Source organism: Ferrimonas pelagia (assembly GCF_039543565.1).
Lineage (GTDB): Bacteria > Pseudomonadota > Gammaproteobacteria > Enterobacterales > Shewanellaceae > Ferrimonas > Ferrimonas pelagia.
In genome coordinates this window covers 100,234-118,725 of the sequence record NZ_BAABJZ010000023.1, presented here as the reverse complement: position 1 = coordinate 118,725, position 18,492 = coordinate 100,234, and the positions used below count along the sequence as shown (strand labels likewise).

Genomic DNA, 18,492 nt, shown 5'->3' with positions numbered 1-18,492 from the left:
CGAACCGATCGAAAAAAGCCCGCAGGTGCGGGCTTAATGAAACAGTCATATTGACGATCAGAAGTTACTCGAATCGATGATCTTGCGCGCCATTTCGCGCTGTACCTCATTCGTTTGTTTCTCCTGTTCAATCAACTCCGGCGCACGGGCGCGGCGCTCTTCGTGACTGTGGTGACCATTATAGTAAGGGAATTCCTTACGGTTGCGCCCCCAGCGAGGCCGTTCGTTATCTGTGTCCCAATCTCGGTATGCCGCTTGTAATCGCGCCACTTGCTCTGAATATTGACCGCTCAACTCATGCTGCTCTGCCATGTCTTGCTGCAGATCGAACAAAAGGACCTGATCACCCTTTTGGCGCTGATCTACAACGTGCAATTTCCAATTACGGTCTCGCACCGCCCAGCCTCGAGAGTTAGCCCAAAACAGAAAACGGTCATCGAGCCGGTCACGAGCCCCGGTCAACAATGGCAGTAGGTTTTGTCCTTCTAACTGCCAATCATCCCGTTGCGCTACGCCAGCCGCAGCCAATGACGTGGTCAGAATATCTAACGAGATCACCGGTTCGTCGATCGTCTGACCAGCGGGGATGGTGCCGTTCCAAGCCACGGTAAATGGGATCCGGATCCCCCCTTCCCAAAAGCTGCCTTTCTCTCCTCGCAACGGGGTATTGAGCGAGTGGTTATCGTTAAGCTTGCCGCCATTATCCGATAGGAAGAAGATGATGGTGTCTTCCATGAGCCCTTCGGCGTCGAGCTTGTCCAGGATCTTGCCGATGTTTTCATCCATGTTGTAGTTCATGGCGACCGCTTTACGACGACTTTCATCCTCGATATGGGCGAAGCGCGCCATATCGCTCTGCTTCGGCTCCATCGGCGCGTGGATCGCGTTGAAGGCAACATAGAGGAAGAATGCGTCCTCCTTATTGCGGGCAATGTAGTCGACCGCTTCGTCACCAAACTTATCGGTCAGGTACTGGTCAAAGGGGGCTGCCGGCACCCCATTGCGGTAGGTCGCGGCCTCCTTTTTGTATTCCAGCTTGTGATCGTTCATCGGTCCGACGTAGTAGGATGACGCCCCGTTGTTAAAACCAAAGTGCTCGTCAAAACCGCGCTGATGAGGCCAATAGCCCTCATCCGGTGAGTCATGCCACTTCCCCACCATACCAGTGCGATAACCCGCATCCTGCAGGTAGTTGGCAAACGTAGGGACACTCAGCTCCAATCCAACCGGTGTGTTGGGATCCCGCGAGTAGGGGGCCGTATTCTCATGGTACCCAAATCGTTGTTGGTACCGTCCCGTCATTAATCCCGCTCTGGATGGGCCGCAAACCGTGCCGGTAACATAGCCCGCTGAAAACACCACACCGCTTGCTGCCAAGCGATCCAGATTGGGCGTCTCTACGTCTTGGCTTTGGTTTTGAAAGCCGGTATCCGCGTAACCCAGATCATCGGAGAACAGTAGAACGACATTGGGCCGCCGAACCTCTTCGGGCTGATCCAGTGACGTAGAAGGGACACAAGCGGTTAGGCCCAGTGCGATCGCGGAGGACAGCACGGGTAGCTGCCACTGAGGGAACGACATAAAATTTTTCCTTTCTGCATGAAGAGCGAAAGCACAGGTGACTCTGCCCTTCCTTTGTTGTTTTTGTTATTCACATCTCATCCGCAACAGATCACCACCAATGACTAACACGGCACTGGGGCGATCCACTGCGCCGAATGCGCCCCCAAGACTATCTCCACTTCTCCAGTCGGATTCAAGCCGGCAGAGTTAAAGCGACGCAAAGCTTGCGCCTTGGGCTGATGGCGTAAGCTTTGCTCGTCTACCCTGTGTCAATGACCCGCACCGGTGTCAATCGCGGGAAAGGTCGGACTACTTCAGCATCGCTGAGATCATCGCCCGCAACGCCGCCGGACGCACCATTTTGGCCATAAAGCCAAATCCTTTTGACTCCACCTCCTCCATCAACTCCTTGCGCGTATCTGCGGTGATCAAGATCCCCGGCAACTCGGGTCCATACAGCTCCCGCAACTTCTCCATCGCAGCCAAGCCCGTCTTGCCATAATCCAGGTGATAGTCGGCCAGAATGATATCCGGCGCAAAGCCTTTGAGGCCAAGTTGGATCCGCGCTTCCCCCACGTCTTTTGCGGTCACCACTTGACACTGCCATCGTGTCAGCAGACTTTCTAATCCCGCTAAGATGGCATCTTCATTATCGATGCATAGCACCTTAACGCCTTTGAGCGGCGCCGAACGTGCGGTTAACTGCGCCAATCCCACGGCCTTAACCTGTTGCGTCGCGATCGGCACCATCACCGAAAACATCGAGCCCCGACCCAGTTCAGAGCGAACATTGAGCGGATGAGCCAACACAGTGGCGATCTTATCGGCGATCGCCAAGCCGAGCCCTAACCCTACCCGCTCCGTATCGGTATTGAGCTGGCGGAACTCTTTAAAGATCTCCTTAACATCGGTCTGGGCGATCCCGCAGCCGGTATCGTAGATCTGCATCTCAACCGATTGACCACGCTGGCGGCACGCCAGCAAGATCCCACCGGCGTCGGTATAGCGCAGTGCATTGGTCAAGAAGTTCTGCACGATGCGCCTAAGCAGGTTGGGATCCGTATCCAGGGTGTGATCGAGCAATCGATAGCGAAAGCCCAAGCCTTTATTGGCCGCCATGGCGCTAAACTCCACCATCAGCGGATCCAACACCGTTTTTAGGTTAATCGGTCGACGATTGACCCCCATGGTCCCCGCCTCAAGCTTTGAGATATCCAACAGATCCGACAGCATCTCCCCCGCGCCCTTCAAAGAGCCAGATATATGCGCCACGGTATTGCGATCCTCACCCGTAAGCTGTGAGCCTTGCATCAAGGATGCGGTAAACAATCGCGCGGCGTTCAACGGTTGCATCAGATCATGCCCGACCGCCGCCAAAAACCGGGTCTTAGAATGGTTCGCTCGCTCCTCCGCGGCTTTCGCCTCCAGCAAGCGAGCGTTCAGCGCCGCCAACTCAGAGGTCCGCTCGGCCACCCGTGCCTCTAGCGTCTCATTGGCGTGTTGCAAGGCCTGCTCCTGGGCCCGAAAATCGGTGATGTCCGAAAAGGTCATGACAAATCCGCCGCCGGGCATGGGATTGCCCCGCATACGGATCACCCGGCCATCGCTGCGTCGCCGCTCCGAGGTGTGGGGCGATCCCGCCAGCATGAAATTCACCCGCTTATCAACATGGTCGCTCACTGATCCCGCACCACAGCGACCTAACCCCGCGTTATAACGGATGATCTCCGCCACCGGCATACCGGTTTTTAGGAAGCCTTCAGGATAATCAAACAACTCTTCATAACGCCGATTCCACGCCACCAGATCCAACTGCGCATCCACCACACTGATCCCCTCGAAGGCATGCTCAATGGCGCCGCGCATCTGATCCTGACTCAACAGGATCTTGGCACTGGCCTCATCCACCAGAGAAAACACCTCATCCAATGCCAGATCCCGGCCCTGCATCACACTGTCGAGCACCGTCGCCGCAGAGGAGGCCCCCAACACCGAGGCGATCAGCCGCTCGGTATACTCCACCATTCGCGGCTCGGCAGGGCGATTCCAGGTCTCCCGCGCAATGGCACTGGGAAAGTCACGGGCAAAGGTTTGATAGGCTCGGCCTGGGCCAACAAAGCGACTGGCCAGCAACAGCAGATCCTGTTGACTGACACTGCCATGGCGGCGCTGCTCACCGCGACTGCGCCCCGGCTGCATGGTAAAAGCCGACGCTTGGATCCGCTCACTGACCGACGAGTGAGACAGCAGCGACCCCCCAACAAAGGTCAGCCCATTGAGCAGCAGCGCCAGTAACAGCTGGCTCATATCCTGCTCCAGCCCGAGCAAGACAAAGTCGCCGCCAGACAAACCCAGCATCGGCTTGAGCATCACAAAGCACCAGCCACCGAATCCAACCAGCAGCCCTGCCAGCACCCCATTGCGATGGCCTTGCTTCCAATACAGTGCACCGACGAGACCCGGGGCCAGCTGCGCAAACGCGCCGAAGGCCAACATGCCGATCCGCGCTAACGAATCGTCATGACCGATGGTTTGATACGCGCCAAACGCGGCCAGCAACAGCACGACGATGATCACCCGGCGCGCGTTGAGCAAGCGAGACGAAAACTGATCAAAATTCTTGCCCTTGATCTTGCCTGCGCGCAACATCATGGGCACCAGCCACTCGTTGCTGATCATGATCGAAACCGTCACCACGGCGACGATCACCATCGAGCTGGCCGCCGAGATCGTGCCGAGCAACGCCACGACCGCGAGCCAATCCGCCTCGATGGCCAACGGCAGGTTGATCACATAGGTATCCGGCGCCACCGAGTCGCCCAGCAACACTCGACCGCTCAGTGCCAAAGGCACCACGAACAGCGAGATAAGCAGCAGGTACACCGGCAGGATCCAACGGGCGCGATCAATATGCTCCGTGTTCTGGCACTCCACCACCATGACATGAAAGATCCGTGGCAGACAGACAAAGGCCGCCATCGAGATCACGATCTCCGGGGCGATCTCCACCAGATCCAACCGCATCGACGGGGCCACGTTCATCGCGCGCGCTTGCGCCAGAACATCCATCGGCCCATCAAACAGGCCAAACACCATCACAACGCCGACCAAGACGAAGGCCACCAACTTGACGATGGACTCAAACGCCACCGCCAGGATCATACCCGGATTGTGCTCGGTCGCATCGAGTTTCCGGGTGCCAAACAAGATAGCGAACAGCACCAGTGTCACCGTGATGATCAGCGCCAGGACGTTCTCATCCCACTGCTCCCCGCCCTGAAACAGCGCCAGTGCGACGACGGATGCTTTGAGCTGCAGCGCCATGTACGGCATCAGCCCCAAGGTTGCGATCAGAGTGACCAGACTGGCCAGCAACTGCGACTTACCGTACCGGGCCGCAATAAAGTCCGCGACGGAGGTGATGCTCTGCGCTCTGGCAACGGTCACCAGCTTACGGACAAAACCAAACCCGACAGTGAACAGCAGGATAGGACCGATGTAGATCGGCAAAAACGCCCAGGGTGAGGTCGCCGCCTGCCCCACGGTGCCCAACACACTCCAGCTCGAACAATACACTGCCAGCGATAACCCATAGATCCACACCGCTGCGCGACCGGTTATCCGCCCCATAAAACGATCACCACCCCAGGCGACAAGAAACAGTAAGGTGATATACAACAGGGAGATAGTTAAAACCGTGTAAGAAGAGAGCATGGCCGATCACTGGCAAAAATTCCGTAGCGCCAGTGTGCCAGCAAAGCCTGCCCACGCAAACCTTCTCGCCACTTTGGGCCGAAAGGCCCGACTAGACGATGGTCTAATGGTTGGAATTGGCGGTGACTGAAAAACTTGCAGGACACCATTCGCAAGGAAAGGGAAATACGAATGAGTACCCAGTCTCTGTATCCAGTGAGCCCGGAATTGGCGGGATCCGCCAAGATCAACGACGAGCAATATAAAAAGATGTACCAAGAGTCCATCGTCAATCCGGAAGGGTTCTGGCGCGAGCATGGACAACGGATCAGCTGGTTCAAAGACTTCAGCAAGATCCGCAAGGTCTCCTTTGACGATCACAACCTCTACATTAAGTGGTTCTACGACGGCACTCTCAACGCCAGCTATAACTGTCTTGACCGTCATTTGGAGCAACGCGGCGATCAAACCGCCATCCTCTGGGAAGGCGACGACGCCTCGGATCAACGTACCCTGACCTACCGCGAGTTGCACGCCGAAGTCTGCAAGTTCGCCAATGCGCTGCGCAGCCAAGGCGTTCGCCGCGGCGACGTCGTCACCATCTATATGCCGATGGTGCCAGAAGCCGCCATCGCCATGCTGGCCTGCGCCCGGATCGGCGCGGTTCACTCGGTGATCTTCGGTGGCTTTTCGCCGGACTCCATCGCCAGTCGGATCAACGATGGCCGCTCCAAGGTGGTGATCACCGCCGATGAGGGGATCCGCGGCGGGCGGATCATCCCGCTCAAAGACAACATTGACATGGCACTGCAACACCCCGACGTCACCACCGTCGAGAAGGTGATCATGTTCAAGCGCACCGGCAACGACGCCGTCAACTATGAGTCCGGACGCGATATCTGGTGGCACGATCTGATCTCCGTCGCCTCCGAACACTGCGAGGCGCGTGAGATGAACGCGGAAGATCCCCTGTTCATCCTTTACACCTCAGGCTCAACCGGTCAACCCAAAGGCGTGCTGCATACCACCGGCGGTTACATGGTGTATGCCGCCATGACTCACGAGTACGTGTTCGATTACCGAGACAACGAAGTCTACTGGTGCACCGCCGATGTCGGCTGGATCACCGGCCACACCTACATGGTCTACGGCCCACTGGCCAACGGCGCCACCGTGCTAATGCACGAAGGAGTCCCAAACTACCCGAGCCCGGCCCGTTTGCCTGAGATGATCGACCGTCATAAGGTCAATATTCTGTATACCGCCCCCACCCTGATCCGCGCATTAATGGCCCAGGGTAAGGAGCACTTCAATGACATGGATGGCAGCAGCTTGCGGATCATGGGGTCGGTCGGCGAACCCATCAACCCCGAAGCCTGGCGCTGGTACCACGAAGTGGTGGGTAAAGAGCAGTGCCCCATTGTCGATACCTGGTGGCAAACCGAAACCGGGGGCTGCCTGATCACGCCACTGCCCGGCGCAACCGATCTCAAACCCGGCAGTGCCAGTCGTCCCTTCTTTGGCGTACAACCAGCCCTGGTGGATAACATGGGCAACCTGATCGAAGGCGCGGGCGAAGGCAACCTGGTGATGCTCGACTCCTGGCCCGGACAGATGCGCTCAGTCTATGGCGATCACGATCGCTTCGTCCTGACCTACTTCAAGACCTTCCGCGGCATGTACTTCACCGGTGATGGCGCCAAGCGGGATGAGGACGGCTACTACTGGATCACCGGCCGGGTCGATGACGTGATCAATGTCTCCGGTCACCGCCTCGGCACCGCCGAGATCGAATCCGCCCTCGTTGCCCATGAGTCTGTCGCCGAGGCGGCCGTTGTCGGCTACCCTCACGACATCAAAGGACAAGGGATCTATGCCTACGTCACCCTGAATCAAGGCATCGAGCAGACCGAAGAGTTACGCCAGCAACTGCGCCACTGGGTTCGCTCCGAGATCGGCGCGCTCGCCTCGCCGGATCTGGTGCAATGGGCCCCGGGCTTACCCAAAACCCGCTCCGGTAAGATCATGCGTCGCTTCCTACGCAAGATCGCCGCCGATGAAGTCTCCGCTCTGGGCGACGCCAGCACCCTGGCCGATCCCTCCGTGCTGGATGATCTGATCGGCACCCGCCTCAACCGCGCCACCGATTAGGCCAAAGGCCGCCCCCCAAGCGCCCGCATCGTGCGGGCGCTTTCGTCTGCAAAAAGCCCAGTGAGATCCCGCCCATACCGCCCGACTCGCGTCGTCATTGCAACCGTGAGCACACAGCCCAGCGCCAAAAACACCGAGCCGTTTCTCAACTCAATAGAGCCGTGACGCCGCTGCCCTGCCCCCTTTCAGTAGAAAGATCCACCGCGCCCAACAAATTGAGTCCAATCTCCTGTTAAGGATCTCAAAACACTCGCTATACTGGCTGTGAAGCTGTTTGGAGATCACCTATGCAGGCCGCCCCCGCGCTAACCAGCCAAGACGTAGCCCGACTGTACTACAACACGCAAACGCGCTATGGCGCGCCAGTGGTGATCCGGGCCATTCAGCCCGATGACAAGTATGAGATGCATGAGATCTACCCCACCCTCTCTCAGCACACCCTCTATATGCGCTTCTTTCGGGTGATCCAGCAACCCAGCCTGGAGTATATAACCCGCTATACCGACGTGGACTTCACCACGCACCTGGCATTAGTCGCACTCTGGGGCCCAGAGCAGCGCCTCGGGGCAGCAGGCCGCTTGATCCGCGGTAATGCCAGCTCTGACGTGGCAGAGCTGTCCTGCCTGGTGGTGGATGACCTGCAAAAGCGGGGACTCGGCCGGCTGCTGGTGGATGAACTGATCAATACTGGCCGGGCCTGGGGGATCAACAAGGTGATCGCCTTAGTCCACAGCGCCAACACCCCCATGTTAAAACTGCTCAAGGGCCTAGGCTACCCGACCGAGTTGATCTACGACGACGGCGAATTCACCGTCACCTTAGATATCCATCAGTCGCCGTGCCAGGACAATGCCAGCCACCATGCCACGCTCAGTCCGATGCACCAGGGCATAGAGGCCTGATCGTCAACCCCCTCCGTGTTTATGCTCACGACAAGTTGCTAACATCACTCGTCATCAATGACGAAAGAAGCGCCGACGTGCGCCGCGCTCGGTCAGCCAACCGCCTAACGCAAAAGTGATGGCCATGGTGCCAAACACCGCCAGCCAAAACTCCATCCCCAGTAACACCGGGAAACGAGCCAAAGCCGCCGCTAGCACGCCCAAGTAGCCATAGCACATCAAATAGTAATGCCACACACGCCACGAAGGCTGCGGCTTTCGCCAAGCCAGATAGAACGCAGCCGTAACCGACACCAGGCTGTACAAAGCCAAGAAGGTAAAAAGGCTCAGGCCGTGCTCCCGCACCAGAAGCAATGCCGCCAGGTTGGACAACGCCAGGAGCACGACCCAGATCCGGCCCAGCCAACGGTGGCTCACGGTCCCTTTCGGCCGCCAAAGCACGATCGGCCCCAGCAGCAGCGCCGCAGACGCCAAACAAAAATGGACGCTTCCTACCATGGTGTTGCTCCCCTTATGACCGCGTTCCCCAACGGCGACAATCGCCCGGGGCCAACGCGCTTATCGCGCTGGCCGTCGTAGGATAGATCAACGCTGCAGAGCCCCAGAACGCGCGGCTGTCAATGGCAACAAGCCGCCGCACCAGCCATCCCCAAACTCCATGTTGCCACCGGCCCTTAGAACCAATATAGACCCAAAGATCAAAGCGGCGGGCGCTTCGACAAGGAGAGAGAGACCCATCGAAACCGCCCGCCACATCACGCAGATCAGCTCGACCCTACGCACACAACGATATGATGTCTGTTGCTTACTGACCAATGTCCAGCAGCTCAACCTCAAAGACCAGCAAAGAGCCGGGAGGAATGGTGCCGACCGCGCGGTTGCCATAAGCCAAACGCGCCGGGATATAGAAGCGATTCTTCTGGCCGACCACCATGGTCTGCACCCCTTCGGTCCAGCCGGGGATCACCTGGTTCAGGCCGAAGGTCGCCGGTACGCCGCGCTCAACCGAACTATCAAACACAGTGCCGTTGGGGAAGGTGCCATGGTAATGCACCGTCACCTTATCCGTCGCACGCGGGTAGATCGCGCCCTCGCCCTCTTGCAGCACTTCGTACTGTAGCCCCGACTCCGTGGTGATCACCCCCTCTTTCTGGCCATTTTCCGTCAGAAAGATCTCTCCCCGCTCGATGTTTTCCACCGCCAGTTTTTTACTGGCTTGGTTACGTTGAAATAGCCATACAGATGCCGCGATAACGACAACAGCAACAATAATTTTAAACACAGTCAGAACCTGCCTAATTTTCGATGAACGCACTCTAGCAAAAGCGCGAGCTATGGCAACAGCTTAGATGGCAAAGCACGCATTACAAGCCGCTCCAGAGTACCAAACCGCCAAGTTTTAACCGGATCTCGCCCAGATCCTCGACAGGTCCATCGCCATACTCGACCGCGCCCGACAGATCTGATAAATATTCAGCTTCTTTTCACGGCAACAGGCCATCGCATGAACATCCTCTCCATTCAATCCCACGTCGCCTATGGCCATGCCGGTAACGCATCCGCTGTCTTTCCCCTGCAGCGGATGGGCTGCAATGTCTGGCCTGTCCATACCGTCATGTTTTCCAACCATACCGGTCACGGCAGCTGGCGCGGCCCGGTATTTTCGCCGGAAACCGTGTCCGAAGTCGTCAACGGCATTGAAGAGCGTGGCGTATTCACCGACTGCCAAGCCGTGCTTTCCGGCTACATGGGCGCGCCTGAGATGGCCAACGTGATCCTCAGTGCCGCCGCCAAGGTCAAAGCCGCCAACCCCGACGCGCTCTACTGCTGCGATCCGGTGATCGGCGATACCGACCGCGGGATCTTCGTGCGCCCCGGGGTGCCCGAGCACTTCCGAGACTCGGTGATCCAACACGCCGATATCCTCACTCCTAACCATTTCGAGCTGGAGTTTCTGACCGGCCAGAAGATCGTCGATCTTGCCTCTGCCATCGCCGCCGCGCAAAGCTTGCTGGCACAAGGGCCTAAGATCGTGTTGATCACCAGCCTGCTCCGCCAGGACGCAGCCGAAGACAGCATCGAGATGCTGGCCGTCACCCAGCAGCACGCTTGGTTGGTCGCCACACCGCTGCTGCGCTTTCCAACCCCGATGAATGGTTCCGGCGACGCCACCACCGCGCTTTTCTTAGCCAAATACCTGCAAACCCGCGATCTTAAACAAGCACTTGAGCACGTCGCCGGCGCCATGTTCGCCCTGTTCAAACACACCCATACGCAACAAAGCCGCGAGCTGTTATTGATCCAAAGCCAGGATGCCCTGATCGATCCTCCCCAGGCATTTGAAGCACGCGCGGTCTAATCCACCACGGCAAGCGCCTAATAAAAAACGGCGCTGGCCCAATAAGGTCAGCGCCGCTGTGCCCAGCAAGTCTCATCGCTTTAACTCTGCTCTGACCAAACCGCAAACTCATTGCCACTGGGATCGAAGAAATGAAAACGGCGCCCACCCGGGAAATCAAACGGCGCTTTTGCGATCGTCCCACCGGCCGCGACCACCTGCTGCATCAACGGCTCCAGATCCGCGCTGTAAAACACCACCAGTGCACTGCCCTGCTCGGTGCGCGCAGACAGCTCTGAGCGATAGAAGCCACCCGCCACGCCCGCATTAGTAAATGAGGCGTAGTCCGGGCCATAGTCAATAAATTCCCAATTAAAGATCTGGCGAAAAAAATCCTGACTGGCTGCCATATCCCGTACCGGCAGCTCCAGATAACTGATCGGTTGTGCTTGTGCCATCGTGTGTCCCGCCATCTAGTTCAATGCTATCCCCATTGCGCCCAGCGCGCCCGTCAGTGCCGAAGGGCCCTGCTCCAGCTGACTGAGCTCCACCACCAAGTAACGCGCATCATGCCTGTGGTACCAATCGATCCGAGCGAGTAACGCCTCATCCGGCGATTGCTGACCGGTCTCAATATAGAGCTGATATCGGGGCAGGTAAAAGTCACTGAACAGCTGCTCTTGCTCGGGCAACGCACGCATAAAGGCAAATCCCACCCCTTGCAGATAGAGCCCATTGGCGATCTGAAGTTGTGCCAGAGTGCAAACATAATGCCCGCTCATGGTTCGGTATTTGGCTTCGTAGCGCCGCTTAAAGCTCTCAACCGAATTATGCGTCGAGCGGGCGTCCGCATCCTCGCCGCGGTACCGCTGCAACAGACAACGCAGCTGCGGATGATCGGCTAGGCTCGGGGGCCATAAGCTGTCCGGTGTCCCAGCACCATACAGCTTATTCTGCACGCCCCCGACCGCCCCGCCTGCAGCAGTGACCCAATGTCCCTGTTCGATATGGACAACCCAATTGAGCTCTTGCAGCAGAGCGATGCACTCTGCCCCCTGCAATCCCAACGCCTTTGCCAATTGACGTACGGTTCTCAACGAACTGGGATCCGGTAATGCTAGCCCCTCCGGCCACACCGGGTAACGGCCGTATTTGTCGTGCTCCATATATTGCGCACCGGCGCGGCGGCCCAGTTCAGTCAACTGCCATTTATCCAAAACCCGATAGAGGTAACCCGCCTGCTCAAGCCGGTCAAACGCCACTTTGGCGGCCAGCCCCTGACTCTTTGCCAGCGCCGAGGTCGATACATATTTCGCCATAAAATCAGCCTACTCCCTGAGATATGACCACACTAACAAGCCACTCTTGCCAACACCAGAGTCCTCGCCAGCCCACGATCACGTAGCGCCAGCCCTGACACAGTCGTGACTGCATCACAAGCAGCAAAAGTCATTGATATTAATTGATATTGACTAGCCATTAATTGAAGTTCTTATGTAAAAGCCCTACATTTAACGCAAATGCAACACCCGGCATCAACAAACGTAACCTAACTGTTCATCAAGGAGACTCTTCCCCCGTGCCATTGACCTCACTCAAAGCACTGAGCTGACCATGCTAACTGCACCTACAGTGATCCAACGGATCCGCGCCCACGCACACCTGCTATCCGGCGCCATTGCGGCTCTGATCGCACTCTTCTGCAGCGGTATCCTGGTCGCAAACCACTACCATGATGATCAGTACCGAGATCAACAACGGGCAGAGTGGATCAGCCAAAGCCTTCAAGCCCCAGCGGCAAGCCAAACACTCAGTGAATTGCTAAACAAGGTGGAGCAACTAAAAATGCTGGTGCACGTGCAGGAGCTCGCCCTGTATCGCGAAAGCGACGGCACCCTATTGACCCCCCGGAATTTGAACACGGTCTCCTCCCCCTACCAAGCACAAACCCCACAAGGCTCGCGCCTGGTCTTGCAGCAGCGCTACACCCATCAGGCGCACTATCGCTACAACGCCGATCGAGAATTGCTCTATAGCGACCGCCTGCTTTTCGACAGCGGTAACGCCGCCTCAAGCCACGCCATATTGCTGATCCGCCTGGCCCAAAACACCCAACTGCCCAGCCACAGCAAAGAGGCTATCGTTATCGTCCTGCTGCTCTTAAGTCTATGTGGCGGTGGCGGGATCTACATCCACTGGCGAGACAGAGAGCGGTACTTAGATCCGCTCAGACGCTTGCTGCAAAGCAGTCACCCGCTGGCTCGCCAGAGCCAAGCCCACGCCAGCCACACGAGCTACGAAAATACCTTGCTCGCGGCGCTTGATAGACAGATCCATCATTTACTGTCAGAGCATCAGCACAGGCTTGACGAGCAATCGGGCCGAAAAGACGACATAAAGCAATTCCAGGCCGCATTAACCGCCGCCAGTCATCTGTCGGAGCTTGCCGTGTGGCGGGTGGATCTCGCCAGTGGCCAGATCAACCTGCTCTCGCCGCCGTCGCCATTGACCGATCTGCTGCGACTCAGTTCGACCCAATTGGCGGAGGAGTTTCTGGACCGCCTCAATGAGCAAGATAGCCGTCTCGCCGACCACGCCTTTCGCCGCGCCCTGAGCAGGCAAACGCCTTTTGAATTCACTGGACGCGTACTCAACCACAACAATGAACAACGCACCATAGAGAGCGTGGGCCACTTCATCCCGCCCACCAACGGCAACAAGCCAGTGATGATCGGCTGCAGCCGGGATATCACCCTGCAATTGAAACTCGCCAAACACACAGAGCAGACGCACAACGGGGCGGTACAGGCCAATAGCTATCGGCAGGCCATAAACAACAGCCGCAATGTCGGCATCGTGCAAACCAACAGTCGAGGGATCATCGTCGCCATGAACCGCACCGGGCATCGGCTGTTTGGTGAGCCCGATCGGCGCCTGATCGGCCAACCCATTGCCCCACGATTTCACAACCACCGCGTCGCCCAGCACTTCCGCCAGTCCCAGCGCGAAAATGCCGTCACAAGCCACCAATGTACCGCCTTGCTCAACCTCGGCCAGGGCGAATACCGCTCGCTCAGTTTCAGCATCAGTCAACATCAGCAGGGCAATGACGTGATGACCGTGGCGCTCTTTACCGCGCCGCTTGCCGGTCGCACCGACCAACAGCTATTAGGCCAACTGTGTTTTCTCCAGATCGACAGCCAAGGCCGGCTGCAAACCCTCAGTCCTGAGCTTGCTCAGTGGCTCGGTTATCCCGTCAGTGCGCTGAAACACAGACCGCTTCAAACCCTATTTCCTGCCGCCAACCACGAGGCCGTTCGCCTGTTTGTACAGCAGATAAACGGCGGACAATCCGAATACTCCCCGTTCTGGTTTACCTTCCAACACCAAGAGCAGCAACCGCTTCGAGCCCGCCTGTCGGTCAAGGTGGTCACCGACCAAGCCAACCAACAACATTGCGTGCTCCTCAACCTCATCAAACAACAAACCTGGCAAGCCCCTGCGCAAAGCGAAATTACTGCCGCCCTCTCCCACTAGCCTCGATCGGCAACCAAAACACCGGCCCAGAAATAACGGACCGTCCCTGTTTCGACGCCTCCCCCTTACCCGCGCCTCACCACGCCAACATTCTTTTCAACTTTTTTGAACTTCTCAGGCACAGCCCTGTCTGACTTTACATGCAATTCATCATCTCTCTGCATATCTCTTTTGCCACCTTCCTATGAAGGTGGTTTTTTTTGACCTTTACGCCGACGGCCAACCGCAGAGCGCTTGCGACGGCGGGCCTTGACCGGCGCCGAAAGCCCCGCTAACGCAACCGGAGCAGGTGCAATGCGGATCTGCTCGATCAACCCCGCTATCTGCTGTTCCAGCGCCGACATAAACGGCGTATAGCTGCAGCGCTGCTCCACCATATCCTGCAACTGGCTTTCCCACCGTGCCGTCATATCCGGATAGCTGGCTTGAGCCGGCAACGCCTGGATCAGGCCCTGCCCCGCCGCCGTCGCGACGATCGCCTTGCCTTGGCGTTGCAAGAATCCCCGCTTAAACAATAACTCGATGATCCCAGCGCGTGTCGCCTCCGTACCCAGGCCATCCGTTTCCCGCAAGATCGCCTTGAGCGCGTCGTCCTGAACGAAGCGGCCGATCCCCGTTATCGCCTGCAACAAACTGGCCTCGGTAAAACGTTTGGGCGGCTCGGTCATTTTGTCGCCGATCTCGCCTCGCTCACAGTGAAGCCGATCGCCCTGTTGCACCAGCGGAAGTGTCGCAGCATTGGCCTGATCCGCCTTTGGCTCATTATCTTGGTCATTGGCATTGGCGCCCAGCGGCGTGCGCCAACCGCTTTGCAGCAACTGCCGTCCCTTCGCGATAAAGCGTCCCCCGGCGATCTCAAACACCAACCGGGCTTCGCCATAACGGGCTGGCGGGTAAAACTGCATCAAATATTGCCGGGCGATCAAGCGATAGATCTTGGCTTCATTTGCGGACAAGGCCGCTGAGCCACTGCGTTTCGAGGTGGGAATAATGGCATGGTGCGCGCCCACCTTGGCGTCATTCCAACAACGAGAGCGCAACGACAGATCGGCCCCCTCGACACCGGGCTTCAGCGCCGTCGCGATCTGGCCGATCGCCTGGGTGATCCCAGCCGCCTCCGACCAATGTGCTTGCGGCAGATAACGGCAATCGGAGCGGGGATAGGTGATCAGCTTATGCCCTTCATACAGCTTTTGCGCGCAAGCAAGGACCTCCTGCGCCGACATGCCATATCGCTTCGCTGCGTCTATCTGCAAGGCCGACAAGGAATAGGGCAGCGGCGCCGCCTGAGGCTTCTCTTTCCGCGTGGCTTCCAGCGTGATCGCCTCTTGCTGCTCGATCCGCGTTGCCACATGCTCCGCCAGCTTTCGTGACAACACGCGGCCCGCCTCATCTTGCCACGGTGCACAGGCGTCACTGGGCTGCCAGCGCGCCCGGATCGGCCCCTCCGGGTGCGCAATCAACGCATCCAGCACCCAGTAAGGCGTCGGCTCAAACTGCGCGATCGCCTCGTCGCGCCGAACCACCAGCCCCAATACCGGCGTCTGCACCCGTCCAACCGATAACACGCCCTGATAGCCCGCCTTTTGTCCCAACAGGGTGTACGCTCGGGTGAGGTTCATGCCATACAACCAATCGGCGCGGCTGCGGGCCAATGCCGATACCGACAGCGGCGCAAAATCCCGATTAGGCTTAAGATCGGCCAAGGCTCGCTGAACGGCGCTCACATTCAGATCGGCGATCAACAGTCGCTTCACCTGGGCCTTGCGCTCGGCAGAGGTGCCAAGGTGATCGATCACCTCATCCACCAATAACTGCCCTTCCCGATCCGGATCGCCCGCATGGACAATCTCACTCGCCCCCTTCAACAGCTGCTTGATCACCGCCAACTGTTTGCCCATGCCGCGACGCGCCTTCAACCGCCACTGCGCCACCGTGATCGGCAGATCGGCCATGCGCCACTGCTTATATTTGGGATCATAGCCATCGGGCTCGAGTTGCTCGAGCAGATGGCCGACACACCAGGTCACGCGATCGCCATTGCCCAGCTCGATGTACCCTTCGTGCTTCTTCTGCGGAGCGGGCAACGCCGCTGCGATGGCGCGGCCCAAACTCGGTTTTTCAGCGATATAAAGTCGAGTCATAACGGCTCAATCAACGGAACAGAGCGTTCCAGAGTAGCCAAGCCGAAAGGCACAGGCAACAATCACTGTATAAAAAACCAGGTTGGTGACCCCAAATAGCGAAAAAATTGGCACGATTAACGCAGTGCTCCATAGCAATGCTGGTGATCGTGGCCGATAAACTACGCTCGGGCGCTCAAGCCAGTCACATCGTCATCGTTTGCGGGGGCCGTAATGAGTCAATTTGTTGGGATATACCTTGTTGATAATAAAGTACAAAACCTTGAAATATTAAAAGCGAGCCTACGTCGCAGTCTCGGCACTCAGACCATCATCGAGTTTCAACATGGCCCGCTGTGGCTGGCCCATGCCTCGCCCCGTTGCTACCAACGCCAGGATCAACTGCAAACCGCTTCGCAGATCGCCATCCTGCTGGGCCACCCCCTGCTCAGCAGCGATCTGACCGACGATCTCATTCAATTGAATCGAAGCGACGATCCCGCTCAACCCCTGCAGCAAGCCCAAGGCGTATTCACCTACCTGCGCTACAACAAAGCCTCACAAGCGCTTCGGATCTACCACGACCGACTCGCCCTCAAACCCACCTACTGGCGCCAATGTGGCGGCGTCCAACTGATCGCGAGCCAACAACACAGCTTGGCGTCCCTGCCTTTGCATCTCACCCAAGATCCGGTCGGTCTCGCGGCACTGGCCACACTGGGATATGGCCTGGGCGAGCAAACCGCATACCGGCAGATCCGCTGTGCCCGGCCGGGCAGCTGCCTCACATTCGAGCCCGGCCGTAAGCACACGCATCGAGCACTCGACTGGCCCAAAGAGCAGGCGCCGCGCTCGCTAGACGAGACCATCGAAGCGCTCGACAGCGCCTACAGCCGCGCAGTCCGTCTCGCCTTAAGCTCCGATCGCTTTAGCCAAGCCACCCTGTCCGGCGGACTGGACTCACGCTTAATCGTGGCCGCACTCCGACGTCAGGATCAAACACTGCACTGCGTCAACTTCTCTCGCCCCGACAGTCAGGACAGCAGCTATGCCCGGCTCTGGGCCGATCACATGGGGATCGATCTCAATGTCTGTCCCGTCAGCAGCCTCAACCAACTCACCGTCGAGCAGCGACTGGGCCAATATCGCCTGCCCGATCAGGCGCGATCGCAGCGCAAACAACACCCAACACGCCCCGAATTGTGGTGGTCAGGCAATGGCGGCAGCGTGTGCTTGGGCGGCGTTTACGTCGGCGAAGGAGTCCAACACGCCATTGAGCAGGGCGATCCGGAGCAGGTGATCGACGCCTACATCGAGCAGCAGCAAGCCTATCTGCCGACACGTCTGCTCAGCAATGCCGGCCAGCTCCAGGCGGATCTCAAAAACAGCCTGATCACCGAGCTTAACCGCCATCGCGATCGCCCTCTGGCCAGAGCCTTTCAACTGCTGTTGTGGGAGCAGGATCAGCACCGTCATCTGGCAGGCCCCTTTGAGCAGTTTCCGCAGTATCAGCTCGAGTTTCACCTGCCGCTCTATGCCGCTGGCGTACATGACGCCGTCCTCAGCGCCCCAGCCCAAGCGATCGATCGCCATCAGCTCTACATGGCCTGGGTGCAGCGCTGCTACCCGGAGATGGTGCAGACGCCTTGGCAAACCTACCCCGGCCACCTGCGCTGCCCGTTGCCCGCGCCGACGGCTGCATTAACCCAGTGGCAGTTTGCCGGACACACTCAGGCCAACGAAAAATGGCAGCTGTTTTGCCAAAATTGGACCCGACCCGGTTACCCACATCGTCGCAAAGATCAGATCGCATTGCTCTACCTGGCCGACCGATTGGGGCTGCGTGACGCAGGACCCGGACTTCGAGCGCTGGCGGTGCTCAATCAACACACCCAAGGTTAACAACCGCAAACGCAACGCCGCACGGCCGCAAAGCCATACCGGCTTAACATAGCGCGTCACTCGGCCAGCGCGTCACCGGCTCAGCTCGTCACAATCGTCCCGCACCGCACTGCGGGGCGTCAATCAGACATCATCATCCGACTTGGTGGACCTGATTTGCCCAACCAAGGCATGCTCCCGCTCAGACCGCGACGACCACTCCCCATCCTGAGCCAACACCGATCCAGACACGCTCAGTCCGATCAGCGCCGCCTACCATCGCCACATCGCCACATCGCCACAT

At 58.2% G+C, this 18,492-nt stretch carries 12 protein-coding genes; 5 read left to right on the top strand and 7 right to left on the bottom strand.

All coding sequences use genetic code 11. From position 1 onward, the window contains the following. Window positions 1-57: 57 nt before the first annotated feature. Window positions 58-1,581 (bottom strand): sulfatase-like hydrolase/transferase, encoded by a 1,524-nt coding sequence (locus tag ABEA08_RS08620; RefSeq protein WP_345334891.1) that lies wholly within the window; start codon window positions 1,579-1,581, stop codon window positions 58-60. A 291-nt stretch (window positions 1,582-1,872) separates the two neighbouring features. After that, window positions 1,873-5,277, bottom strand: coding sequence for a PAS domain-containing hybrid sensor histidine kinase/response regulator (locus ABEA08_RS08615; protein WP_345334890.1), 3,405 nt, complete (start codon window positions 5,275-5,277; stop codon window positions 1,873-1,875). A 171-nt stretch (window positions 5,278-5,448) separates the two neighbouring features. Here ABEA08_RS08615 and acs point away from each other — a divergent pair, with 171 nt between their 5' ends. Together acs and ABEA08_RS08605 are read left to right on the top strand one after the other, a co-directional pair. Further along, window positions 5,449-7,407 (top strand): acetate--CoA ligase, encoded by a 1,959-nt coding sequence (gene acs, locus ABEA08_RS08610; protein WP_345334889.1) that lies wholly within the window; start codon window positions 5,449-5,451, stop codon window positions 7,405-7,407. A 287-nt stretch (window positions 7,408-7,694) separates the two neighbouring features. Continuing rightward, window positions 7,695-8,309, top strand: coding sequence for a GNAT family N-acetyltransferase (locus ABEA08_RS08605; protein ID WP_345334888.1), 615 nt, complete (start codon window positions 7,695-7,697; stop codon window positions 8,307-8,309). 54 nt (window positions 8,310-8,363) lie between these two features. On the opposite strand, the gene ABEA08_RS08600 is transcribed toward ABEA08_RS08605, so the two are convergent. Both ABEA08_RS08600 and bamJ read right to left on the bottom strand, forming a co-directional pair. Then, complete coding sequence (locus ABEA08_RS08600; RefSeq protein WP_345334887.1) at window positions 8,364-8,807, bottom strand: DUF2306 domain-containing protein; 444 nt, start codon at window positions 8,805-8,807, stop codon at window positions 8,364-8,366. Between the two features lie 307 nt (window positions 8,808-9,114). Further along, the gene (bamJ, locus tag ABEA08_RS08595; protein WP_345334886.1) at window positions 9,115-9,591 is read right to left on the bottom strand and encodes a BamJ family beta-barrel-assembly machinery protein; all 477 of its coding nucleotides are present in this window, start codon (window positions 9,589-9,591) and stop codon (window positions 9,115-9,117) included. Between the two features lie 222 nt (window positions 9,592-9,813). Here bamJ and pdxY point away from each other — a divergent pair, with 222 nt between their 5' ends. Then, window positions 9,814-10,668 carry a pyridoxal kinase PdxY gene (pdxY, locus tag ABEA08_RS08590; RefSeq protein ID WP_345334885.1) on the top strand — a complete coding sequence of 285 codons (855 nt, stop codon included), beginning with the start codon at window positions 9,814-9,816 and terminating at the stop codon, window positions 10,666-10,668. Window positions 10,669-10,748: 80 nt separating this feature from the next. On the opposite strand, the gene ABEA08_RS08585 is transcribed toward pdxY, so the two are convergent. Both ABEA08_RS08585 and ABEA08_RS08580 read right to left on the bottom strand, forming a co-directional pair. Further along, window positions 10,749-11,105, bottom strand: a complete 357-nt coding sequence (locus ABEA08_RS08585) for a VOC family protein (RefSeq protein ID WP_345334884.1) — start codon at window positions 11,103-11,105, stop codon at window positions 10,749-10,751. Window positions 11,106-11,120: 15 nt separating this feature from the next. Beyond that, window positions 11,121-11,966, bottom strand: a complete 846-nt coding sequence (locus ABEA08_RS08580) for a hypothetical protein (protein WP_345334882.1) — start codon at window positions 11,964-11,966, stop codon at window positions 11,121-11,123. A 295-nt stretch (window positions 11,967-12,261) separates the two neighbouring features. On the opposite strand from ABEA08_RS08580, the gene ABEA08_RS08575 reads away from it, so the two are divergent. Further along, window positions 12,262-14,184 carry a PAS domain-containing protein gene (locus tag ABEA08_RS08575; protein ID WP_345334881.1) on the top strand — a complete coding sequence of 641 codons (1,923 nt, stop codon included), beginning with the start codon at window positions 12,262-12,264 and terminating at the stop codon, window positions 14,182-14,184. A gap of 182 nt (window positions 14,185-14,366) precedes the next feature. Here ABEA08_RS08575 and ABEA08_RS08570 read toward each other — a convergent pair whose 3' ends face one another. Next, window positions 14,367-16,328, bottom strand: a complete 1,962-nt coding sequence (locus tag ABEA08_RS08570) for a DNA topoisomerase III (RefSeq protein ID WP_345334880.1) — start codon at window positions 16,326-16,328, stop codon at window positions 14,367-14,369. 213 nt (window positions 16,329-16,541) lie between these two features. Between ABEA08_RS08570 and ABEA08_RS08565 the strand changes: the two genes are divergently transcribed. After that, window positions 16,542-18,209 carry an asparagine synthase-related protein gene (locus ABEA08_RS08565; RefSeq protein ID WP_345334879.1) on the top strand — a complete coding sequence of 556 codons (1,668 nt, stop codon included), beginning with the start codon at window positions 16,542-16,544 and terminating at the stop codon, window positions 18,207-18,209. Window positions 18,210-18,492: the final 283 nt, after the last annotated feature.

Bases quoted from the DNA above. Each gene is read 5' to 3' on its own strand.
- ABEA08_RS08585 (WP_345334884.1), bottom strand. From the start codon at position 11,105: ATGGCACAAGCACAACCGATCAGTTATCTGGAGCTGCCGGTACGGGAT.
- ABEA08_RS08565 (WP_345334879.1), top strand. From the start codon at position 16,542: ATGAGTCAATTTGTTGGGATATACCTTGTTGATAATAAAGTACAAAAC.
- pdxY (WP_345334885.1), top strand. From the start codon at position 9,814: ATGAACATCCTCTCCATTCAATCCCACGTCGCCTATGGCCATGCCGGT.
- acs (WP_345334889.1), top strand. From the start codon at position 5,449: ATGAGTACCCAGTCTCTGTATCCAGTGAGCCCGGAATTGGCGGGATCC.
- ABEA08_RS08570 (WP_345334880.1), bottom strand. From the start codon at position 16,328: ATGACTCGACTTTATATCGCTGAAAAACCGAGTTTGGGCCGCGCCATC.
- ABEA08_RS08615 (WP_345334890.1), bottom strand. From the start codon at position 5,277: ATGCTCTCTTCTTACACGGTTTTAACTATCTCCCTGTTGTATATCACC.
- ABEA08_RS08605 (WP_345334888.1), top strand. From the start codon at position 7,695: ATGCAGGCCGCCCCCGCGCTAACCAGCCAAGACGTAGCCCGACTGTAC.
- ABEA08_RS08600 (WP_345334887.1), bottom strand. From the start codon at position 8,807: ATGGTAGGAAGCGTCCATTTTTGTTTGGCGTCTGCGGCGCTGCTGCTG.
- ABEA08_RS08580 (WP_345334882.1), bottom strand. From the start codon at position 11,966: ATGGCGAAATATGTATCGACCTCGGCGCTGGCAAAGAGTCAGGGGCTG.
- ABEA08_RS08620 (WP_345334891.1), bottom strand. From the start codon at position 1,581: ATGTCGTTCCCTCAGTGGCAGCTACCCGTGCTGTCCTCCGCGATCGCA.
- ABEA08_RS08575 (WP_345334881.1), top strand. From the start codon at position 12,262: ATGCTAACTGCACCTACAGTGATCCAACGGATCCGCGCCCACGCACAC.